Annotated in this window: 17 protein-coding genes; 8 read left to right on the forward strand and 9 right to left on the reverse strand. The window is 61.7% G+C overall.

All coding sequences use genetic code 11. The annotated features are described in order from the left end of the window. Window positions 1–38 precede the first annotated feature (38 nt). On the forward strand, window positions 39–1,262 hold the full coding sequence (locus tag AC0JZ8_RS07315) for an argininosuccinate synthase (protein ID WP_113111722.1): 1,224 nt from the start codon (window positions 39–41) through the stop codon (window positions 1,260–1,262). A 56-nt stretch (window positions 1,263–1,318) separates the two neighbouring features. Here AC0JZ8_RS07315 and AC0JZ8_RS07320 read toward each other — a convergent pair whose 3' ends face one another. After that, a complete protein-coding gene (locus AC0JZ8_RS07320; RefSeq protein WP_471893338.1) occupies window positions 1,319–2,494 on the reverse strand; it encodes a multidrug effflux MFS transporter in 1,176 nt (391 codons plus the stop codon). A gap of 37 nt (window positions 2,495–2,531) precedes the next feature. Then, on the reverse strand, window positions 2,532–3,035 hold the full coding sequence (locus AC0JZ8_RS07325; RefSeq protein WP_184654605.1) for a MarR family winged helix-turn-helix transcriptional regulator: 504 nt from the start codon (window positions 3,033–3,035) through the stop codon (window positions 2,532–2,534). A 188-nt stretch (window positions 3,036–3,223) separates the two neighbouring features. On the opposite strand from AC0JZ8_RS07325, the gene AC0JZ8_RS07330 reads away from it, so the two are divergent. The 4 genes from AC0JZ8_RS07330 to ppa all read left to right on the forward strand — a co-directional run bounded on the left by AC0JZ8_RS07330 (window position 3,224) and on the right by ppa (window position 8,643). After that, on the forward strand, window positions 3,224–5,314 hold the full coding sequence (locus AC0JZ8_RS07330; protein ID WP_471892166.1) for a M3 family metallopeptidase: 2,091 nt from the start codon (window positions 3,224–3,226) through the stop codon (window positions 5,312–5,314). Window positions 5,315–5,464: 150 nt separating this feature from the next. Then, complete coding sequence (gene typA, locus AC0JZ8_RS07335) at window positions 5,465–7,288, forward strand: translational GTPase TypA (RefSeq protein WP_062581654.1); 1,824 nt, start codon at window positions 5,465–5,467, stop codon at window positions 7,286–7,288. Between the two features lie 199 nt (window positions 7,289–7,487). Continuing rightward, entirely contained in the window at window positions 7,488–7,994 is a 507-nt protein-coding gene (locus AC0JZ8_RS07340; RefSeq protein ID WP_062462422.1) for a GNAT family N-acetyltransferase, read from the forward strand. Window positions 7,995–8,109: 115 nt separating this feature from the next. Then, window positions 8,110–8,643: an inorganic diphosphatase gene (ppa, locus tag AC0JZ8_RS07345; protein WP_062462425.1), complete on the forward strand. Its 534-nt coding sequence runs from the start codon at window positions 8,110–8,112 to the stop codon at window positions 8,641–8,643. A gap of 147 nt (window positions 8,644–8,790) precedes the next feature. On the opposite strand, the gene AC0JZ8_RS07350 is transcribed toward ppa, so the two are convergent. After that, window positions 8,791–9,084 carry a YggT family protein gene (locus tag AC0JZ8_RS07350; protein ID WP_062462428.1) on the reverse strand — a complete coding sequence of 98 codons (294 nt, stop codon included), beginning with the start codon at window positions 9,082–9,084 and terminating at the stop codon, window positions 8,791–8,793. A gap of 142 nt (window positions 9,085–9,226) precedes the next feature. Between AC0JZ8_RS07350 and AC0JZ8_RS07355 the strand changes: the two genes are divergently transcribed. Further along, the gene (locus AC0JZ8_RS07355) at window positions 9,227–10,462 is read left to right on the forward strand and encodes an MFS transporter (protein WP_174197148.1); all 1,236 of its coding nucleotides are present in this window, start codon (window positions 9,227–9,229) and stop codon (window positions 10,460–10,462) included. 1 nt (window position 10,463) lies between these two features. Here the strand turns inward: AC0JZ8_RS07355 and AC0JZ8_RS07360 are convergent, their stop codons facing one another. From AC0JZ8_RS07360 to hemC, 6 genes are all read right to left on the reverse strand, one after another. After that, a complete protein-coding gene (locus AC0JZ8_RS07360; RefSeq protein WP_471892167.1) occupies window positions 10,464–11,231 on the reverse strand; it encodes a glutamine amidotransferase in 768 nt (255 codons plus the stop codon). Between the two features lie 26 nt (window positions 11,232–11,257). After that, window positions 11,258–11,752, reverse strand: coding sequence for a tellurite resistance TerB family protein (locus AC0JZ8_RS07365; RefSeq protein WP_209902324.1), 495 nt, complete (start codon window positions 11,750–11,752; stop codon window positions 11,258–11,260). A 27-nt stretch (window positions 11,753–11,779) separates the two neighbouring features. Next, window positions 11,780–13,405 carry a heme biosynthesis HemY N-terminal domain-containing protein gene (locus AC0JZ8_RS07370; protein ID WP_471892168.1) on the reverse strand — a complete coding sequence of 542 codons (1,626 nt, stop codon included), beginning with the start codon at window positions 13,403–13,405 and terminating at the stop codon, window positions 11,780–11,782. Window positions 13,406–13,426: 21 nt separating this feature from the next. Further along, the gene (locus AC0JZ8_RS07375) at window positions 13,427–14,794 is read right to left on the reverse strand and encodes a COG4223 family protein (RefSeq protein ID WP_471892169.1); all 1,368 of its coding nucleotides are present in this window, start codon (window positions 14,792–14,794) and stop codon (window positions 13,427–13,429) included. Window positions 14,795–14,877: 83 nt separating this feature from the next. Beyond that, window positions 14,878–15,591, reverse strand: a complete 714-nt coding sequence (locus tag AC0JZ8_RS07380; protein ID WP_471892170.1) for a uroporphyrinogen-III synthase — start codon at window positions 15,589–15,591, stop codon at window positions 14,878–14,880. A 4-nt stretch (window positions 15,592–15,595) separates the two neighbouring features. Beyond that, complete coding sequence (gene hemC / locus AC0JZ8_RS07385) at window positions 15,596–16,525, reverse strand: hydroxymethylbilane synthase (protein WP_062583020.1); 930 nt, start codon at window positions 16,523–16,525, stop codon at window positions 15,596–15,598. Window positions 16,526–16,591: 66 nt separating this feature from the next. On the opposite strand from hemC, the gene tsaD reads away from it, so the two are divergent. Together tsaD and AC0JZ8_RS07395 are read left to right on the forward strand one after the other, a co-directional pair. After that, window positions 16,592–17,689 (forward strand): tRNA (adenosine(37)-N6)-threonylcarbamoyltransferase complex transferase subunit TsaD, encoded by a 1,098-nt coding sequence (tsaD, locus tag AC0JZ8_RS07390; RefSeq protein WP_062462459.1) that lies wholly within the window; start codon window positions 16,592–16,594, stop codon window positions 17,687–17,689. Then, window positions 17,686–18,687, forward strand: a complete 1,002-nt coding sequence (locus tag AC0JZ8_RS07395) for an NAD(P)H-dependent glycerol-3-phosphate dehydrogenase (protein WP_471892171.1) — start codon at window positions 17,686–17,688, stop codon at window positions 18,685–18,687. Before tsaD ends, AC0JZ8_RS07395 begins: the two co-directional genes overlap by 4 nt. The last annotated feature ends 18 nt before the right edge of the window (window positions 18,688–18,705 follow it).

The following is an 18,705-nucleotide window of genomic DNA, read 5'->3' on the forward strand; positions in this document are numbered from 1 at the left end:
TGATCCAACCGCCGCCACCCGCAGACGGACAATTCGACATGGCACTTCCGAAAGACGTAAAAAAGGTCGTTCTCGCCTATTCCGGCGGTCTCGACACCTCGATCATCCTGAAATGGCTGCAGACCGAACTCAATGCGGAAGTGGTGACCTTCACCGCCGATCTCGGTCAGGGCGAAGAGCTGGAACCGGCGCGCAAGAAGGCCGAGATGCTGGGCATCAAGGAGATCTATATCGAGGACGTCCGCGAGGAATTCGTCCGCGACTTCGTCTTCCCGATGTTCCGTGCCAATGCCGTTTATGAAGGCGTCTACCTGCTCGGCACGTCGATCGCACGGCCGCTGATCTCCAAGCACCTGATCGAGATCGCCCGCAAGACCGGTGCTGATGCCATCGCGCACGGCGCGACCGGCAAGGGCAACGACCAGGTCCGCTTCGAGCTGTCGGCCTATGCGCTCAACCCGGATATCAAGGTCATCGCGCCTTGGCGCGACTGGGCTTTCAAGAGCCGCACGGACCTTTTGAACTTCGCCGAACAGAACCAGATCCCGGTTGCCAAGGACAAGAAGGGCGAAGCGCCGTTCTCGGTCGATGCCAACCTGCTGCACTCGTCCTCCGAAGGCAAGGTTCTGGAGGACCCGGCGGTCGAGGCTCCCGAATACGTGCATATGCGCACGATTTCGCCGGAAGCTGCACCGGATCAGGCGACAACCATCAAGGTCGGCTTCCGCAAGGGCGATGCCTGCTCGATCAACGGCGTCGAGATGTCTCCGGCAACGCTGCTTGCCGCGCTCAACACCTATGGTCGCGACAACGGTATCGGCCGTCTCGATCTGGTCGAGAACCGGTTCGTCGGCATGAAGTCGCGCGGCATCTACGAAACCCCCGGCGGCACGATCCTGCTCACCGCTCACCGCGCCATTGAATCCATCACGCTCGACCGGGGTGCAGCTCACCTAAAGGATGAGCTGATGCCGAAATATGCCGAGCTCATCTATTACGGCTTCTGGTATTCGCCAGAGCGCGAGATGCTGCAGGCCATGATCGACAAGAGCCAGGAGCATGTCGAAGGTGAAGTGACGCTGAAGCTCTACAAGGGCAATGTCATGGTCATCGGCCGCGAGAGCGCGAAGTCGCTCTATTCCGACCAGCTGGTCACGTTCGAGGACGACCAGGGCGCCTACGACCAGAAGGATGCAGCCGGCTTCATCAAGCTCAATGCACTGCGCCTGCGCACGCTCGCTAAGCGCAACCAGCTCCGCTAAGCGCTTTTGCACCTGTCATCATCAAAGCCCGCTTCCGGAAACGGAGGCGGGCCTTTTTATTGGCGGCGGTTGATGATCCGGTAGGCGATGTAGCTGCCGACGGCGATATATTCCATGGCGGGAATGATCGTGCCGATCGCCGTCAGCGGATCGCCGAAAAAAGCGGCGAGAAGGCCGCCGACAAAGCCGCCGCCCATCTGGATGAAACCCATTAGAGCGGAAGCGGACCCCGCCGTCTTTGGGAAGGGCGCAAGGCCGACCGTCACCGTGTAGGGTGAGATGAACGCGATGCCGAAGGTGGAGACACCGACCGGTAGCATGATCGATAGGAAGGACGGTGGCAGCAGATGAACGGAGATGGCCATCATCGTGCCCCCGATACCGCTGAACATGAGCCCGATCACCACCGTCGTCGGCCCGCTGATGCGCCCGGACACAAGCCGCAGTGCAATCGACCCGCTGAGAAAAGCGCCGGTCTGGACGAGCATGCCGAGGCCGAACTGCGTCGGGGTCAGCCCCACTTCACCGATCAGCACAAAGGGCAGCATCGTGCCCTGCGCATAGAGCGCGCCGATCGCGCCGCCGAGGACAAGAGACGGAAGAAGGAACCTCAGGTCGGTGAGAAGGGAGAAGTAGGTCGAAACGAGGATCGAGGGTCTGAGCCGGCTGCGGTCGGGAACCGTTGTTTCCTTGAGGAACAGCAGACAGCTGGCGAGCACGATCACGCCGAAGATGACCATCAGCACGAAGACAGATTTCCAGCCGAATGCGGACAGCGACAGGCCGCCGATCGTGGGGCCGATTGCCGGACCCACCGCCAGCATGATGCCGATCATGTTCATGATGCGGGTGGCTTCGAAGCCGACGAACTGGTCGCGAACCGCGGCACGGGCAACGGTCATGCCGACGGAAGCGCCGATCCCCTGCACCAGCCGTCCGGCCAGGATCCAGTCGACCGAGGGCGCAAAGACCGCCATCAGCGAGCCGACGAGATAGATCAGCAGGAATGCGATGCTCGCGGACCGGCGACCGAATGCGTCTGAGGCCGGTCCTGCCAGAAGCTGTGCGACGGCAAAGCCGCCGAAGTAAAGTGTCAGACTGAGCTTGATTGCCGCTTCCGACGTGCCGAAGGCCTTCACGAGTTCCGGCATCGCAGGCGTGTAGATCGCCATCGAGACCGGGCCGATTGCCGTCAGGAGGGCGCCGAGCAGCGTGGTTCGCAGCGCGGTCATTCGATTGGGAGGTGTCGTTGCGGAGGCGGCCTGCGTATCAGCTGTCATCAATTGCGGCCTGAGACGAATTGAAGCTCTGCAGGTTGCCGTTGAAAAGTTTCATGGCGTGTCCGAGGAGGTTCGCGGTTTCGGCATCCAACCCTTCGGTGGCGCAGGTGATGATGGCGCGCAGTTCCTGCTGGATTGACGCCAGCATGTCGGCGGAGGTCGGTGTCAGCATGATGCGCTTTGCCCGTCGGTCAGCGCAGCATTGTTGCCGTTCGATGAGACCAAGCGCCTGCAGCCCGTCGAGGTAAGCGCAAAGCGTCATCGGTTCGACGCCCATGCGCGACGCGATGTCGAGCTGGCGGCTGCCATCGACTTGGGCGATATGGATCAGTGCTCGTGCTTCGCCGGCGGTAAGGCCGAGGCCCGCCTGGGCGATGCGCCGCTCGAAAGCCGTGCGCAGAAGCCTCGCGGCATCGGCGATCAGGAAGCCGAGGGTTTCACCCTGGGCGACCAAGCCTGGCGTTTCCGGGCGATGTTCGTTCGCGAGCTTCATAAGGCAGCCTTACTATCTTTCCCCGACGACGCAAATCGAAATGCCTGGAAACCGTGTGCCGGGCGATTTCGCAACGATGTGCGTTCCAAAAATCTGCATCAGCGGATGAAGCTCTTGCCGTGCCTGCCTATATGTGGTCGCTCTACGCAATTAGACGGTATCGAAGCAGCACAGTGAAGGACGACCCAATGGCAACTTTCTCAGCGAATTCCGCGCTTGTCGACTGGAACGGGCATCATGGCCTGCCGCGCTTCGATCAGGTGAAGGACGAGGATTTCGCGCCGGCCTTCGATGCCGCCATCGCCTTGCACGAGGCGGAAATCGCTGAGATCGCGGGAAATTCCGCTGAGCCCACATTCGAAAACACGATCGTTGCACTGGAAATCGCCGGTGACGAGCTGTCGCGCGTTTCGTCGGTCTTCTGGGGCAAGGCGGGTGCGCATACCAACGATACGATCCAGGCGCTGGAACGCGAAATCGCACCCAAGATGTCGCGCCACTATTCGAAGATCGGCACCAATGCCGAACTGTTCGCCCGCATCGACGCGCTCTGGCAAAAGCGGGACGACCTTGATCTGACCGTGGAGCAGCAGCGGGTGCTGGAGCGTCACTGGAAGGGGTTCGTCAAGTCAGGCGCCAATCTGCCTGAGGACCAGCAGCAGCGGCTGTCCTCGATCAACGAGACGCTTGCCGGTCTCGGCGCCAGTTTCGGCCAGAATGTTCTCGGCGACGAGAAGGGCTGGTCGCTGAAGCTGACCGAAGAAGCCGATCTTGAGGGCCTGCCGGTTTTTGTGAAAGAGGCGATGGCGGAGGCTGCCAAGGAGCGCGGCGAGGGCTCAGGCTATCTCGTGACGCTGTCGCGCTCGATCATCGAACCGTTCCTGACCTTCTCGACCCGCCGGGATCTGCGCGAGCAGGCGTTCAAGGCCTGGGTGGCACGCGGCGAAAATGGCGGCGAGCGGGACAATGTCGCGATCGTTCGCGAAACGCTGGCGCTGAGGGCCGAAAAGGCCAAGCTGCTCGGCTATGAGAATTACGCCGCGTTGAAGCTCGACAACACGATGGCGAAGACACCGAAGGCGGTGAACGGTCTGCTCGGCCAGGTCTGGCAGAAGGCCCGAACCAAAGCGCTGGAGGAAGAGGCAAGTCTTTCAGGTCTGATCTCGGAAGCGGGCGGCAATCATCCGGTCATGCCCTGGGACTGGCGCCACTACGCCGAAAAGCTGCGCGAGCGGACGTTCTCTTTCTCCGAGAGTGAGCTGAAGCCCTATCTCCAGATCGAGAAGATCATCGAGGCGTCCTTCGATGTGGCCGAGCGGCTGTTCGGCATCAAGGCTGTCGAGGTGAAGGGCTTGCCGGTCTATCATCCTGATGTCCGCGTGTTCGAGATCCATGACGAGGACGGCAATCTAAAAGCGCTTTTCCTCGGCGATTATTTCGCCCGCTCCTCGAAGCGCTCCGGCGCCTGGATGAGTTCGTTCCAGTCGCAGCACAAGCTGACGCTGAAGAACGGCACTGAGGGTGAGCTGCCGATCATCTACAATGTCTGCAATTTCGCGAAGCCTGCCGAAGGCAAGCCGGCGCTTCTATCGCTCGACGATGCGCGCACGCTGTTTCATGAATTCGGCCATGCGCTGCACGGCATGCTGTCCAACGTGACCTATCCATCGGTATCGGGCACCGGCGTCTCGCGCGATTTCGTGGAGTTGCCGTCGCAGCTTTACGAACACTGGCTGACGGTGCCGGAAATCTTCGAGAAATATGCGGTCCATTACAAGACGGGCGAGCCGATGCCGAAGGAGTTGCTCGACAAGGTTCTTGCCGCGCAGACCTTCAACGCCGGTTTCTCGACGGTGGAATTCACCTCGTCGGCGCTGGTGGATATGGCTTTCCACACACAGGAAAGCACGGTCGAAGACCCGATGGCGGTGCAGGCCAAGGTGCTGGCCGAGCTCGACATGCCGGCTTCGATCGTCATGCGCCATGCCACGCCGCATTTCCAGCACGTGTTTGCCGGTGACGGATATTCGGCCGGCTACTATTCCTACATGTGGTCGGAAGTCCTTGATGCGGATGCCTTTGCCGCGTTCGAGGAGGTCGGCAACCCGTTCGATCCGGTGACGGCGCGCAAGCTCAAGAACAATATCTACTCGGTCGGCGGCTCGATCGATCCGGAGGAAGCCTATGCAGCCTTCCGCGGCAAGCTGCCGGATCCGACTGCGATGCTGAAGAAGCGTGGGCTCTCCATCATGGCCGAGCTTTCGGGCGGAGACGGCTGACAAAAGCCATCCACGCGGAAAGATGAAGAGCGGGCGTTGATCGCAGATCGCGCTCGCCCCCTTTCGCATTTGCGAAAAACAGGGTATGAGCGCGCCAACGAAATAGGTGCGGTCCGTCGATCTGCGCCCCGAAACATCCGAGATCTAAAAATGGCTATGCGGAATATCGCGATTATCGCGCACGTCGACCACGGCAAAACGACCCTTGTCGATGAACTTCTGAAGCAGTCCGGCTCGTTCCGCGACAATCAGCGCACCGTCGAGCGCATGATGGACTCGAACGACCTCGAAAAAGAACGCGGCATCACCATTCTCGCCAAGGCAACTTCGGTCGAGTGGAAGGGTGTTCGCATCAACATCGTCGACACCCCCGGCCACGCCGACTTCGGTGGCGAAGTCGAACGCATCCTGTCGATGGTGGATGGCGCCATCGTTCTGGTCGATAGCTCGGAAGGCCCGATGCCGCAGACCAAGTTCGTGGTCGGTAAGGCGCTGAAGGTCGGTCTTCGCCCGATCGTCGCGATCAACAAGATCGACCGTCCGGACGGTCGCCACGAAGAAGTCATCAACGAAGTCTTCGACCTGTTCGCGAACCTCGACGCCACCGACGAGCAGCTCGACTTCCCGATCCTCTACGGTTCGGGTCGCGATGGCTGGATGAACGTCAACCCAGAAGGTCCGAAGGATGAAGGTCTTGCACCGCTGCTCGATCTGGTTCTGAAGCACGTTCCGGAGCCGAATGTCGGCGAAGGCCCGTTCCGCATGATCGGTACGCTTCTCGAAGCCAACCCCTTCCTCGGTCGTCTTATCACGGGCCGCATCGCATCCGGCTCGATCAAGCCGAACCAGGCCGTCAAGGTTCTGTCGCAGGACGGCAAGACCGTCGAAACCGGCCGTATCTCCAAGATCCTCGCATTCCGCGGCATCGAGCGTCAGCCGATCGAAGAAGCCCATGCAGGTGACATCGTCGCGATCGCTGGCCTTTCCAAGGGTACGGTTGCCGACACGTTCTGCGATCCTGCGGTCACCGAAGCGATGACAGCGCAGCCGATCGATCCGCCGACCGTTACCATGTCCTTCCTCGTCAACGACAGCCCGCTTGCCGGCACCGAAGGCGACAAGGTTACCAGCCGCGTCATTCGTGACCGTCTGTTCAAGGAAGCCGAAGGCAACGTTGCGCTGAAGATCGAAGAGTCTGACGGCAAGGATTCGTTCTTCGTATCCGGCCGCGGCGAATTGCAGCTTGCCGTTCTGATCGAGACCATGCGTCGCGAAGGCTTCGAGCTTGCCGTTTCGCGTCCGCGCGTCGTCATGCACAAGGACGAAGCAACCGGCCAGACGCTGGAGCCGATCGAAGAAGTCGTGATCGACGTCGACGAAGAGCATTCCGGTATCGTCGTGCAGAAGATGTCCGAGCGCAAGGCCGAGATGGTCGAGCTTCGTCCGTCCGGCGGCAGCCGCGTTCGCCTGGTATTCTACGCGCCGACCCGCGGCCTGATCGGTTACCAGTCGGAACTTCTGACCGACACGCGCGGCACGGCGATCATGAACCGCCTGTTCCACGACTATCAGCCTTACAAGGGTGCGATCGTCGGTCGCGTCAACGGTGTTCTCCTGTCGAACCAGTCCGGTGAAGCCGTCGCCTACGCGATGTTCAACCTGGAAGACCGTGGCCCGATGATCATCGAGCCAGGCGAAAAGGTTTATGCCGGTATGATCATCGGCATCCATACCCGCGACAACGACCTCGAAGTCAACGTTCTTAAGGGCAAGCAGCTGACCAACATCCGCTCGGCCGGCAAGGACGAAGCTGTTCGCCTGACGCCGCCGATCCGCATGACGCTCGACCGCGCGCTGTCCTGGATCCAGGACGACGAACTGATGGAAGTCACGCCGAAGTCGATCCGCCTGCGCAAGATCTATCTTGACGCAAACGACCGCAAGCGCTTCGACAAGTCCAAGGCCGCTCTCTAACATCGCGCTTCTGAGACCATCCAAGACCCCGGCAGAAATGCCGGGGTTTTTTTGTGGCTTGGTCTGGGCCACGCTTGTGGCGAAGGTAAAAAATGCGTTAACCTCCTTGCCATCGTCCACATGAGAAGCTTGTGGGCAATCCACTTTACCCGGGTCTCGGGAATGGCGGAGAGCCCATGGCAGGACCTAGAATCGCGTTATGAAAACGTTATCGATCGATGTCAGGCGTGCGGAGCCGCAAGACGCCCCGGCTATCTCCGAGGTGCACCGCCAGGCATGGTCGCAAGCCTATGCCGGCCTCATTCCGCACAAGCCGCTGATCCAGATGCTGGAGCGCCGCGGCGAGGGGTGGTGGCGCAAGGCCGTCCGCGGGCCGGCGACGCTTCTGGTTCTGGATATCGGTGGCGTTATCGCGGGTTATGCGACGATCGGCCTCAACCGCGCCCGTGCGCTTCCCTATGACGGCGAGATCTACGAGATCTACCTGCGCCCGGAATATCAGGGCGTCGGCCTTGGCCGCCGCCTGTTCGGCGAAAGCCGCAGGCTGCTGAAATCGCTTGGCTGCAAGGGCTTGGTCGTCTGGTGCCTGGAAGACAGCGAGCATGCCGTCCGCTTTCTGCGATCCCATGGCGGGGCGGATCTTGCAGAGGGCATGGAGGACTTCGACGGAAAGTCCCTGAAGAAGATTGGTTTCGTCTGGCACTGACTTCGGGGCGGAAAGGTGCGCCACGACTTAACCTTGGCGGCAAACCTGTGTTGCCTTGCCAGCCAATTCCCGCTATCGACGGTTCACAAGTTCGTAAACCTCATCGGGGAAGACTATGCGCATCGATGCAATTTCTGTTGGCAAGAATCCGCCTGAAGACGTCAACGTAATCGTTGAAGTACCTGTCGGCGGCCAGCCCATCAAGTACGAGATGGACAAGGAAGCCGGCGCGCTGATCGTCGACCGTTTCCTGTACACACCGATGACCTATCCGGGCAATTACGGCTTCGTGCCGCATACGCTGTCCGAGGATGGTGATCCGATCGACGTTCTGATCTGCAACACCCGCCCGCTGGTTCCCGGTTGCGTCATCAATGTCCGCCCGATCGGCGTGATGGTGATGGAAGACGACGGCGGCAAGGACGAGAAGATCATTGCCGTGCCGGTTCCGAAGCTGACCCAGCGCTACGACAAGATCAAGAACTACACCGATATGCCAGAAATCACGCTGAAGCAGATCGAGCACTTCTTCACGCATTACAAGGATCTGGAGCCCGGCAAGTGGGTGAAGATCGAAGGCTGGAAGGACGTTGACGTCGCCAAGAAAATGATCGTCGCGGCGATCGAACGCTTCAACGCTCAGAAGTAATCTTTACCGCTGACCGCTTCCAAAATCCTCCGGTTCGTCTCGAGCCGGGGGATTTTTTGTTTCCGCTCGTAAGCCCAAAACAAAAACGGCCCGCGCGGGAAATTTCCCAGCGCGGGCCTACCGTGTCCGTGCTGAAAGTCTTTGGCTTCAGCCTGCGAGAGCAGGATAGATCGAGGTCCACATCAGCGAGCGAATGAAGAAGATGATCAGAAGCACGATGATCGGCGAAATGTCGATACCACCGAGGTTCGGCATGACCCGGCGGATCGGCGCGAGAACGGGCTCGGTGACATTGAAGAGAAACCGGCCGATTGCATCGACAAACTGGTTGCTCGAATTGATCACGTTGAAGGCGAAGAGCCATGAAAAGATGGCGCTGGCGATCAAGATCCAGGTGTAAAGGTTCAAGGCCAAGTCAATGGTCTGAAACAGGGCGAGCATTCACGTCTCCATTTCTTTGTTGACAGACATGTAGACATTGGCGAACTAACGGGCAAGTGCCGTCTATGGCCCGCGTCGCAGGATGTTTAACGGCGGCGTGTGCATATCGTGGGTTTCCGGCTTCGCTGAAAGTACAGGTTCCATGTCCATACCCACATCGGGTGATCGCTTCGCCGCCTTTCGTCACGCAGCTTATACGCGTTTCTTTCTCAGCCGGTTCTTCGCAGCCTTCGCGATCCAGATTGTCAGCGTCTCCGTCGGCTGGCAGATGTATGACGAGACGCGCAATCCTCTCTATCTCGGTCTGATCGGGCTCTTCCAGTTTCTGCCGTCGCTGCTTTTGATCCTGGTGACGGGATCGGTCGCCGATCGCTACAACCGACGCATGATCATGGCGATCTGCATGGTCGTCGGCGGACTGTGTTCGGCGGCGCTTTTGGCGCTCACCATCACCGACTCATTCACGCCGTGGCTGGTGTTTTCGATCCTTGTCGTCTTCGGCATCGAGCGCGCCTTCATGGGTCCGGCGGTGCAGTCGTTGGGACCCAACCTCGTGCCGGAAGAAGACCTCCCCAACGCCATCGCCTGGAATTCATCCTCCTGGCAGACGGCATCGATCCTCGGGCCGGTGTTCGGCGGGCTACTCTACGGCGCCAGCTCGATTGCGGCCTATTCGGTCGCCTGTTTTCTGATGACGGTTGCGGCCATCCTCGTCTTCCTGATCCCGAAGCCCGCGCAGCGCACGCCGTCCTCCAAAGTCAGCTGGAACGAGATGCTGGCCGGTTTCCGCTTCATCGCCGGCGAGAAGATCGTGCTTGGTGCGATCTCGCTCGATCTGTTTGCTGTGCTGCTCGGTGGCGCCGTGGCGCTGATGCCGATCTTTGCCCGCGACGTGCTGGAGCTTGGCCCCTGGGGTCTAGGCTTGCTACGTGCGGCGCCTGGTATCGGCGCGATCGGCGTTGCGGTCTGGCTTGCCATCCATCCGATCCGTCACCATGCGGGTACGGCGATGTTCATCGGCGTGGCGCTGTTCGGGTTGGGAACACTGATTTTCGGTCTCTCGGCTACGCCGTGGATCTCCATCGCAGCCTTGATGCTGATGGGTGCGGCTGACATGATCTCCGTCTATGTCCGCGAGACGCTGATCGCGCTCTGGACGCCGGACGAGGTGCGCGGCCGGGTGAATGCGGTCAACATGGTGTTCGTTGGCGCATCCAACGAGCTGGGCGAGTTCCGTGCCGGCACCATGGCGCATGCGATCGGCGCGGTCCCTGCCGTCGTCATCGGCGGTATCGGCACACTGGCCGTCGCCGTCATCTGGTCGATCGGCTTTCCGAAGCTGCGCAAGATCGACAATCTGGAAGCACCGCAGCGCTGAGTTATCCGTTCCCCTGGGCGGGGTAGGCAGGTGCTGCCGGTCGGTTCGCATCGGCGGCGGGTCGATCGAAGACGATGTCGAGGAAGGTCCACAGCCAGTCCTTCAATGCGTGGTCGAAGATCATCCGTCCTTCCAAGTGCTGGTTTCCCTGCTGGGCATTTGGCATGCCGAAGCGTTCGGCGCCGTGCACCACCCATCGATGCATCATGGCGCGGGTGAGTTCCGCATGGAACTGTACGCCCCAGGCATTCTCGCCGTATCGGATCGCCTGATGCGGATAGGCGTCGCCCTCTGCGAGCAATTTTGCGCCTCGCGGCACGTCGAAGCCTTCGCGGTGGAAGTGGTAGACCATTTTCGGCCAGTGCATCAGAAGCCGGCCGTGTTCGGTGGCGCGCAGCGGATACCAGCCGATCTCGGTCACTTCGCCCTTCTGCGGCCCAACGCGGCCGCCGAGATTGCGCACCAGCATCTGGGCGCCGAGGCAAATCCCGAGATAGGGCTTGTTCTCCTTCAACGGCACGTCGATCCAGTCGATTTCCGTCTTGATGAAGGGGTCCGGGTCGTTGGCACTCATCGGACCGCCGAAGACGACGGCGCCTGCGTGGCCGGACATCGTGTCGGGGAGGGGATCGCCAAGAGCGGGCCTGCGGATATCCAGCGCAAAGCCCTTGTCGACCAGCATCTGGCCCACGCGGCCAGTGGACGAGGTTTCCTGATGCAGGATCGCGAGTATGGGGAGTTTAGAGGATGGGCGGGAAGGGGTTCTCATGACGTCACGTCCTGGAGCGTTCCTGGCTAGACCTTTTCTTCCTCTTCCCCTGCGGCCGGATGAGCCGAGGTGCGCGCGGCCGCCTCCTGCCGCTGCAGAACCCGATCACGGGCAGAGACGCCCAAGAGATCGGCGATCCGCCAGATCACATGATCCTCGATCTCGCTGCGCTGCCCGTCCGCATAGACGATATCCCAGAGAATGCCGAGAAGCTCGATCCGGTCCTCTTCGTCAACCAGATGCTTTCTGAGATCCGAGGTGAACCGGTAATAGTCGACGGCTTCGCTTCCAGCCTGCCGGCCCGCCTCGATCAGCGACTGCAACCCTTCCGGGCTCAGATCGTAACGATCGCGCATCAGATCGCGGAATTTCTGCTGCTCTTCCTCGGACATGTTGCCATCGGCTTCCATGACCTGGAAACAGAGCGCCACGAAGGCTACGCGCGGGTCGTCGGGCGCAAATTCATCCGTATGGTGCGGGGCTGTCAGCGTGTGGAGGAAGGCCTGGATGCGATCGAGCATATGTAATCTGGGCCTTCTCCGGTTTTTCTAATAAAGCCTCAGCCTCGTGGGAGACTTCTCGGCACTTGCGTCCTTGACACCGGGATCATCGGGCGGACGACCGAAAAAGGGAACGGGCTCGTCCTGCTTTTCTGCCTCCGGGGGCTGCTCCGCTGTCACATTCGTGGCCGTAGGTGTTTTTGCTGCAACAGCTAAGTCCTCCTGAGGCACTACAACGGGCTGCATGTCGGCAACAACCTGATTGATGCTCTCGTTTTCCGGTGTTTCGACAGCCGGCGTGACGTCTTCGCGAATCGTGATTGCCGGAAGCGTTGCGATCGCCTCGTCTGCGGCCAGGGTGCCGTCTTCCACGGGTCCTTCGATCTGGCCGAACGGGACTTTCCATTCGAAGGCATCAAGACGTCCTGTGACCGGCGAGAGCGGCAGCCATTTGTCCGAAACGATACCGTCGGCAACCCAGGCAGGGTCACGGCCGGCGCGCAGAGCCTGCGCCATCCAGTGACGGACGCGGCCCTGATCGCCGGTTTCCGCTTCCTCGATATCGGCCAGCAGGAGATAGGCGGCCTCACGCGACTGCATGCGGGCTGCAGCTTCCGCCTTGGCGCGCGCCTTGGGGAACTGCTGGGCATCGAGAGCTGCCTGCGCGACGACCAGCAGCGATTCGATGTTGTTGGGACGCAGCGCTTCGAGCTTTTCGGCACGCTTCAGACGGTCAAGCGTGCTATCGCCGCTGCGGGCGCGAACGTAGGTACGACCGACGTCCGGATGCGGCTCGATCTTCCAGGCGCTTTCGAGGATGCTTGCTGCCTTGCGGATATTGTCTTCGCGCAGATAGGCCTTGGCTGCAATGATCGCGGCCGGCACGAGGCCCTTGGCGAGCTTCAGAGCGGCCTTTGCATCTTCGCGGGCACCGTTCGGGTCGCCTTCCAGGCGTTCGCTCGCCTTGGCGGTCAGAAGAACGGCTTTCAAGCGCTCGGCTTCGCCGCGTTCGAGCACACTTGCCGCCCGCTGTTGATCGAGTAGCTGGATGGCCTCGTCCCAACGGCCGGACTGGCTGCGCGATTCGAGCGTCGCCTGGGCTGCCCAGGGTAGGTAGGGCGCATGTTCGACGGCTTTTTCGGCATACTGGCGAGCAGCTTCGTTGGCGCCGAGACGGCGTGCTTCCATGTAAAGGCCGCGAAGACCGAGTTCACGGGTTTCCGGGTCTTCGGACATCTGTTCGAACTTGGCCCGTGCGTCCGCATGGCGGCCTTCGATCAGGGCCGCCTGCGCTTCCAAAAGGTGAATGAGCGGTTCCTGATCGGCGCTGAGCAGGCCGCGCGTGCGGATGCTCATCTTGCGGGCAAGAACGGCATTGCCGGCACCGGCTGCGATCAGGCCGGTCGAGAGCGCCTGATAGCCGCGGTCACGCTTGCGGGTACGGAAATAGCGACGTACCGAGAGCGGCGATGTCCAGATGACGCCGATGACCCACCAGACGATCATGACAGCCGCAATCAGCGCAACGACCATCGTGGCGGCCACCATGATGCTGGTCTCGATCAGATGGTCCTGCCAGGTGATGGAAATCAGCCCGGGGCGATCCGCAATCCAGGAAAAGCCCCAGCCGAGGCCCAGAACCACGAGAAGAAAAATGAAGAGCCTGATGATCATCCGTTTCTTTCTTCTTCAGCCTTAAGAGCCTGATTTCGTGCCAGCAAGCGCGCGCGAAAGAGTTCCGCTCACGAGATTTTCAACCTGTACCCGCGCATCGAGCTTGCGCTTGAAATCGGTAGACGCAGATTTCGCGGCGTCCGGCAGCGTATCCCACTGCTGGGCGGCAGCCTGCAGGTCGCCGTTGCGCAACCGGTCCTCGATGCGCGATACGATCGCGTCGACCGTGTCACCCTCGACATCGCCGACGCGGCGAACCTTGACCACCGACATGGCGGAGGACAGAAGCCGGCCGGCAATGCCCTGGTCGGGATCTGCAGGCACAGACGCCTGGATGATCGCATCCGCGACGGCGGGAAACTCGCTCTGCAGCTGTTCACGCGACGGCGCGCCGTCTGCGGCGAATGTCTTGAGCTCGGCGATCGCGGGATCGTCGCCGGCAATGTTCGTATAGGCCTGAAGCTCTGCCTCGAACGAGCCGCCACGATCGATGGCGGCCTTCAATCCGGCAGCAGCGACGGCGCGGGCAACCTGCTGTTCCGGGCCGCGATCGTTGATCTGGGCCTCGGCCGCTTCCAGCCGACGGGAAAGCTCGGCCGTCTGCGTGGCTGCCGCAGCCTTGGTATCTGCCAGCTGCTGCTGGAGGGCATTCAAGCTTTCTTCGGTCGGACCGCCGGAATTCTGCGCGACAGAACTTTCCAGCGCCTGAACGCGGCTTGCGAGTTCCGTATCGGGAGACGCCGGCTGGCTGCGCAGCGTCTGGATATCCTGGCGAAGAGCTTCGATTTCGTCCGACAGTTCGGTCGAGCCGGATGCTGCGGGGGTCGATGATGGAAGATAACCGGCATACTGCATGCTGCCCGCCAGCAGAAGCGCGACGATGCCGCCGAAAATGCCGGCAGCAATCAGCGTGGACGCCGAGGTCCCACCGGAGCGGGTGGCTGGCTGGGCGTCCGATGCCTTGTCAAAGGTTTCATGCTTAGCGGCAGGTTCGTCAAAACCGGGCGTGGGCGACGGGGTGAATTCCTCGGTCGGCGAGGGGGCAGCGTCACGAGCAGCGCCTGTCGCAATCGGCGCGTCCGGCTCGGTCACAACCGGATCGGCTGTTCCCGTCACACCTGGCTCGTCTCGCCCATGGGAGCTATCCGGCTGGCCGATCACGTGGGACGTGTCGGTCTCTTCAGGCACGGTCGATGTCACTGGCTCGCCGGCCAGCGGGATGGCATCCGTCGTCTCAGAAGCTTCGACTTTTTCCGAAGCGGTTTCCGGGATGTCGCTGTCATTGCTGCGCACAGGCTCGGCCACCACGCCAGCGCCATCGGCCGTCAGGTCGATCGTGACCGGTTCTTTCTCCGCCATCGATCGGCGGGGTGGTTTTTCCGTTACCATCTCGACCTCTTTTCGCATCTGCTCAGGGAAAGTAGTTGGTGGGGCAGGGTAAGGAAAGGGGAGCGAGAGAATTTGGCTTGGCACTATGGTGAAAGAAACGCGAAAAGTGCGTCTTCGTCGGGTGTTTCAGCGACGAAGATAGCAGGATGAAATTTTTCAGGCACCGCGGTAGCGACGTTTTTGCTGAGGCAGATGACCTGCAAATGTTCGATCGAGGCTGCAAACGGCTGCACGAGTTCGAAGAACAGCGCGGCGTTGTGGCGCGAATAGAGAAGGACTGCGTCGGCCGCCGGGCGGGTCAGAAGCGGTTCGATGATCTCGGTCCGGTAGCCGACCTTGACCATCCGGTAGATCTCGATCGTTTTGCAGGCGATGTCGCGGGCGTGTAACCCGTCCTCCAAATCCGGCGAACGCGGATTGCCGGCAAGATAGAGGAGACTGGATGTTTCGCCGACATCCTGGGCGATCCTCTCCACCAGATCATGCCCGGTGCCATCGCCGCAGCGGATATCGGTAAAGCCGAGGGTGCGTGCTGCCTCGCCGGTCGCTTCGCCGACGGCGTATATCTGCGTGGACAGGCGATGCCGGAGTTCGTGTCCAAGTTCGCCAAGCGCGCGAACGGCTTCGGCGCTGGTCACGACAAGCGCGGAATGGGGTTCGGACAGCGCTTCTCGGGCGATCTCCAGGTGATGCTCGGCGCGGGTGAGCGGCAGGAAGACAGGCTGATGGCCGAGGGTTTCGAGCCGTGCTGCGGTTCGCCGGGCGGAATGGTCAGGGCGGGTAACGATAACCCGCATGGTATCAGACCCAGCCTTCGAAGAAACCCGGGCCGGCGGCGGCGCGGACGGTTTCTCCGGCCTGGCGACCAAGCGTTTCCGCATCCGCCCGTCGGCCGCTGATGTCGACCGCATGTTCGGTCGATCCGTCCGGCGTCAGGATCAGGCCTGAAAATTTCAGATGATCACCGTCGCAGATCGCGTAGCCGCCGATCGGCGTCCGGCATGAGCCGTCGAGGGCTGCCAGAAACGCGCGCTCGCAACTGACCGCGTCAAAGGTGGGACAGTCGTTGACGGCTTTCAGCAGGTCATCGATGGCCGTGTCGCCGATGCGGCTCTCGAGGCAGATCGCGCCCTGTGCAGGCGCTGGCGGAAAATCGACGGGGTCGAGCAGTTCGGTCGCAACTTCCTCGCGGGCCAGCCGCTTCAGCCCGGCATACGCCAAAAGCGTCGCGTCCACATGGCCTTCATTGAGCTTGCGAAGGCGCGTGCCGACCGATCCGCGAAAAATCGCGACCTGGATATCGGGACGAAGACGGCGCACCAGCGCCTGACGCCTCAGAGATGCGGTTCCGACCGTTGCACCGTCGGGCAGGGCTTTGAGGCTCGGCGCCGTGCGGCCGATGACGGCATCGCGGATATCCTCGCGTGGCAAGTAGGCGGAGATGTAAAGGTCCTCCGGAAGCTTGGTCGGCATGTCCTTGGAGGAATGCACCGCGAAGTCGAGATCTCCCGAGGAGAGCTTTTCTTCGAGCTCCAGCGTGAACATGCCTTTGCCGCCGATCTCGCTCAGGGCGCGGTCGGTGATCCGGTCGCCGGTCGTAGACAAGACGACAATTTCGAACATTTCCTCCGGAAGAGCATGGGCTGCCATCAACCGTGCACGGGTTTCGGCCGCCTGGGCGAGCGCCAGCGGGCTGCCCCGCGTTCCTATCCGGAAAGGTTTTGTTTGCATCCGCGTCATTCCATTGTTACCGGAAGCCCTCGTAAACCTGTTTCCCTCTTCAATCAACGATAGGTCATGGCGGCATTTCTTCGCATCCTCGGCATTGAAACAAGCTGCGACGAAACCGCGGCCGCGATCGTCGTGCGCCACGAGGACGGTCGTGGCGAAATCCTGTCCGATGTCGTCTTCTCGCAACTCGACGAGCACAGTGCCTATGGCGGCGTCGTGCCCGAGATTGCGGCGCGCGCCCATGTGGAGGCGCTGGACGGACTGATCGAGGAAGCGCTTTCCCGCGCCGGCGTCTCGCTGGATGAGATCGATGCGGTGGCGGCGACCTCCGGTCCCGGCCTGATCGGCGGATTAATCGTCGGGCTGATGACGGCGAAGGCGATTGCCCGCGCCACCGGCAAGCCGCTGATGGCGATAAACCATCTCGAAGGCCATGCGCTGACAGCGCGGCTGACGGACGGATTGTCGTTCCCCTATCTCATGCTGCTGGTCTCCGGCGGCCATACGCAGTTGGTTCTTGTGCGCGGCGTCGGCGATTATGAGCGCTGGGGCACCACGATCGACGATGCTTTGGGCGAAGCCTTCGACAAGACGGCGAAACTGCTCGGCCTGCCATACCCGGGCGGACCCGCCGTCGAGAAGGCGGCGCTGACCGGCAATCCCGATCGTTTTCAATTGCCGCGGCCGCTGGTTGGTGAAGCCCGGCTGGACTTTTCCTTCTCCGGTCTCAAGACCGCCGTGCGTCAGGCCGCGACCGAGATCGCGCCGCTGTCCGAGCAGGATATCGCCGATATCTGCGCCTCGTTCCAGAAGGCGATTTCGCGCACGCTGCGCGACCGGATCGGGCGTGGGCTTGCGCGCTTTGCCAAGGAATTCGGCCATCTGGATGTCGGTCCTGCGCTGGTGGTTGCGGGCGGCGTTGCCGCCAACCAGGAGATACGCCGAACGCTGCAGGCGCTCTGCATCGAACACGGATTTCGCTTCATCGCGCCGCCGATGAAGCTTTGCACGGACAATGCCGCGATGATCGCCTGGGCAGGGCTTGAACGTCTGGCCGAAGACATGCCGTTCGACGGAATGGATGTGGCGCCGCGCTCGCGCTGGCCGCTGGATGCCAATGCGCAGACGCTGCTCGGTTCCGGCAAACGGGGTGCCAAGGCATGAATGGGGCAGACACCTCGCAGGAGCGGATCGTCGTGATCGGGGCAGGCGCCTTCGGCACGGCACTCGCTGCCGTCATCGCGCTCGAAGGTCGTCACCCGGTAACGCTGATCGGTCGCAATACCGGCCTGATGGCCGATCTCAGAAACGACCGTGTGCATGACGCGGCACTTCCCGGCGTGACGTTGCCGGATGCGCTCGAATTCTCCGCTGAACCCGACGCCATCTCGGATGCGAGCATCGTGCTGTTTGCCATGCCTTCGCAGGCGCAGGGCGATGCGGCGCGGTATTACGGTCCGTATCTCGCAAAGGATGCGGCGGTCGTTACCTGTGCCAAAGGCATAGACCGCGTGTCAGGGCGTTTGCTGACGGACGTTCTGGAGGCATCGCTTCCGAGCCACGCGATCGCGGTTCTCTCCGGCCCCGGTTTTGCATTCGACATGGCGCGCGGGCTTCCGACGGCGATGGCGCTTGCGGCGGAGGACCAACTGCTCGCTGAGCGTCTGGCGACCGTGCTGTCCAGCCGGACCTTCCGGCTTTACGCCTCGTCCGACCGGATCGGCGTGCAGCTCGGCGGCGCGATGAAGAACGTGCTGGCGATCGCCTGCGGCATCGTCGAGGGCGCAGGCCTGGGTGATTCGGCCCGTGCCGCACTGATTTCGCGCGGACTTGCGGAAATGTCGCGTCTGGTCGAGGCGATGGGCGGCAAGGCGGATACGGTTCGGGGCCTGTCCGGTCTCGGCGATCTGGTCCTGACCGGAACCAGCCACCAGTCCCGCAATCTGCGCTTCGGCATTTCGCTCGGGCAGGGGCAGCCGGCATCGGCGTCCAGCGGACCGCTGGTCGAAGGCGCCTTTGCCGCATCGGTCGCAGCCCAGCTTGCGCAGACCCATTCCGTCGATCTGCCGGTCACCGAGGCCGTTGCCGCGATCATCGACGGACGGCTTGGCGTGGCCGACGCGATGGAACGCCTGATGACCCGCCCGATCACGACGGAATAGATCAACCCCAGGAGAGAA

It is taken from the genome of Velazquezella soli, assembly GCF_977018685.1.

What these genes read in the sequence shown, in the direction of transcription:
- AC0JZ8_RS07340 (WP_062462422.1), top strand. Translation starts at nt 7,488, where the DNA reads ATGAAAACGTTATCGATCGATGTCAGGCGTGCGGAGCCGCAAGACGCC.
- AC0JZ8_RS07380 (WP_471892170.1), bottom strand. Translation starts at nt 15,591, where the DNA reads ATGCGGGTTATCGTTACCCGCCCTGACCATTCCGCCCGGCGAACCGCA.
- AC0JZ8_RS07330 (WP_471892166.1), top strand. Translation starts at nt 3,224, where the DNA reads ATGGCAACTTTCTCAGCGAATTCCGCGCTTGTCGACTGGAACGGGCAT.
- AC0JZ8_RS07350 (WP_062462428.1), bottom strand. Translation starts at nt 9,084, where the DNA reads ATGCTCGCCCTGTTTCAGACCATTGACTTGGCCTTGAACCTTTACACC.
- typA (WP_062581654.1), top strand. Translation starts at nt 5,465, where the DNA reads ATGGCTATGCGGAATATCGCGATTATCGCGCACGTCGACCACGGCAAA.
- ppa (WP_062462425.1), top strand. Translation starts at nt 8,110, where the DNA reads ATGCGCATCGATGCAATTTCTGTTGGCAAGAATCCGCCTGAAGACGTC.
- AC0JZ8_RS07325 (WP_184654605.1), bottom strand. Translation starts at nt 3,035, where the DNA reads ATGAAGCTCGCGAACGAACATCGCCCGGAAACGCCAGGCTTGGTCGCC.
- AC0JZ8_RS07315 (WP_113111722.1), top strand. Translation starts at nt 39, where the DNA reads ATGGCACTTCCGAAAGACGTAAAAAAGGTCGTTCTCGCCTATTCCGGC.
- hemC (WP_062583020.1), bottom strand. Translation starts at nt 16,525, where the DNA reads ATGCAAACAAAACCTTTCCGGATAGGAACGCGGGGCAGCCCGCTGGCG.
- AC0JZ8_RS07360 (WP_471892167.1), bottom strand. Translation starts at nt 11,231, where the DNA reads ATGAGAACCCCTTCCCGCCCATCCTCTAAACTCCCCATACTCGCGATC.
- AC0JZ8_RS07365 (WP_209902324.1), bottom strand. Translation starts at nt 11,752, where the DNA reads ATGCTCGATCGCATCCAGGCCTTCCTCCACACGCTGACAGCCCCGCAC.
- AC0JZ8_RS07375 (WP_471892169.1), bottom strand. Translation starts at nt 14,794, where the DNA reads ATGGTAACGGAAAAACCACCCCGCCGATCGATGGCGGAGAAAGAACCG.
- AC0JZ8_RS07370 (WP_471892168.1), bottom strand. Translation starts at nt 13,405, where the DNA reads ATGATCATCAGGCTCTTCATTTTTCTTCTCGTGGTTCTGGGCCTCGGC.
- AC0JZ8_RS07355 (WP_174197148.1), top strand. Translation starts at nt 9,227, where the DNA reads ATGTCCATACCCACATCGGGTGATCGCTTCGCCGCCTTTCGTCACGCA.
- AC0JZ8_RS07320 (WP_471893338.1), bottom strand. Translation starts at nt 2,494, where the DNA reads ATGACCGCGCTGCGAACCACGCTGCTCGGCGCCCTCCTGACGGCAATC.
- AC0JZ8_RS07395 (WP_471892171.1), top strand. Translation starts at nt 17,686, where the DNA reads ATGAATGGGGCAGACACCTCGCAGGAGCGGATCGTCGTGATCGGGGCA.
- tsaD (WP_062462459.1), top strand. Translation starts at nt 16,592, where the DNA reads ATGGCGGCATTTCTTCGCATCCTCGGCATTGAAACAAGCTGCGACGAA.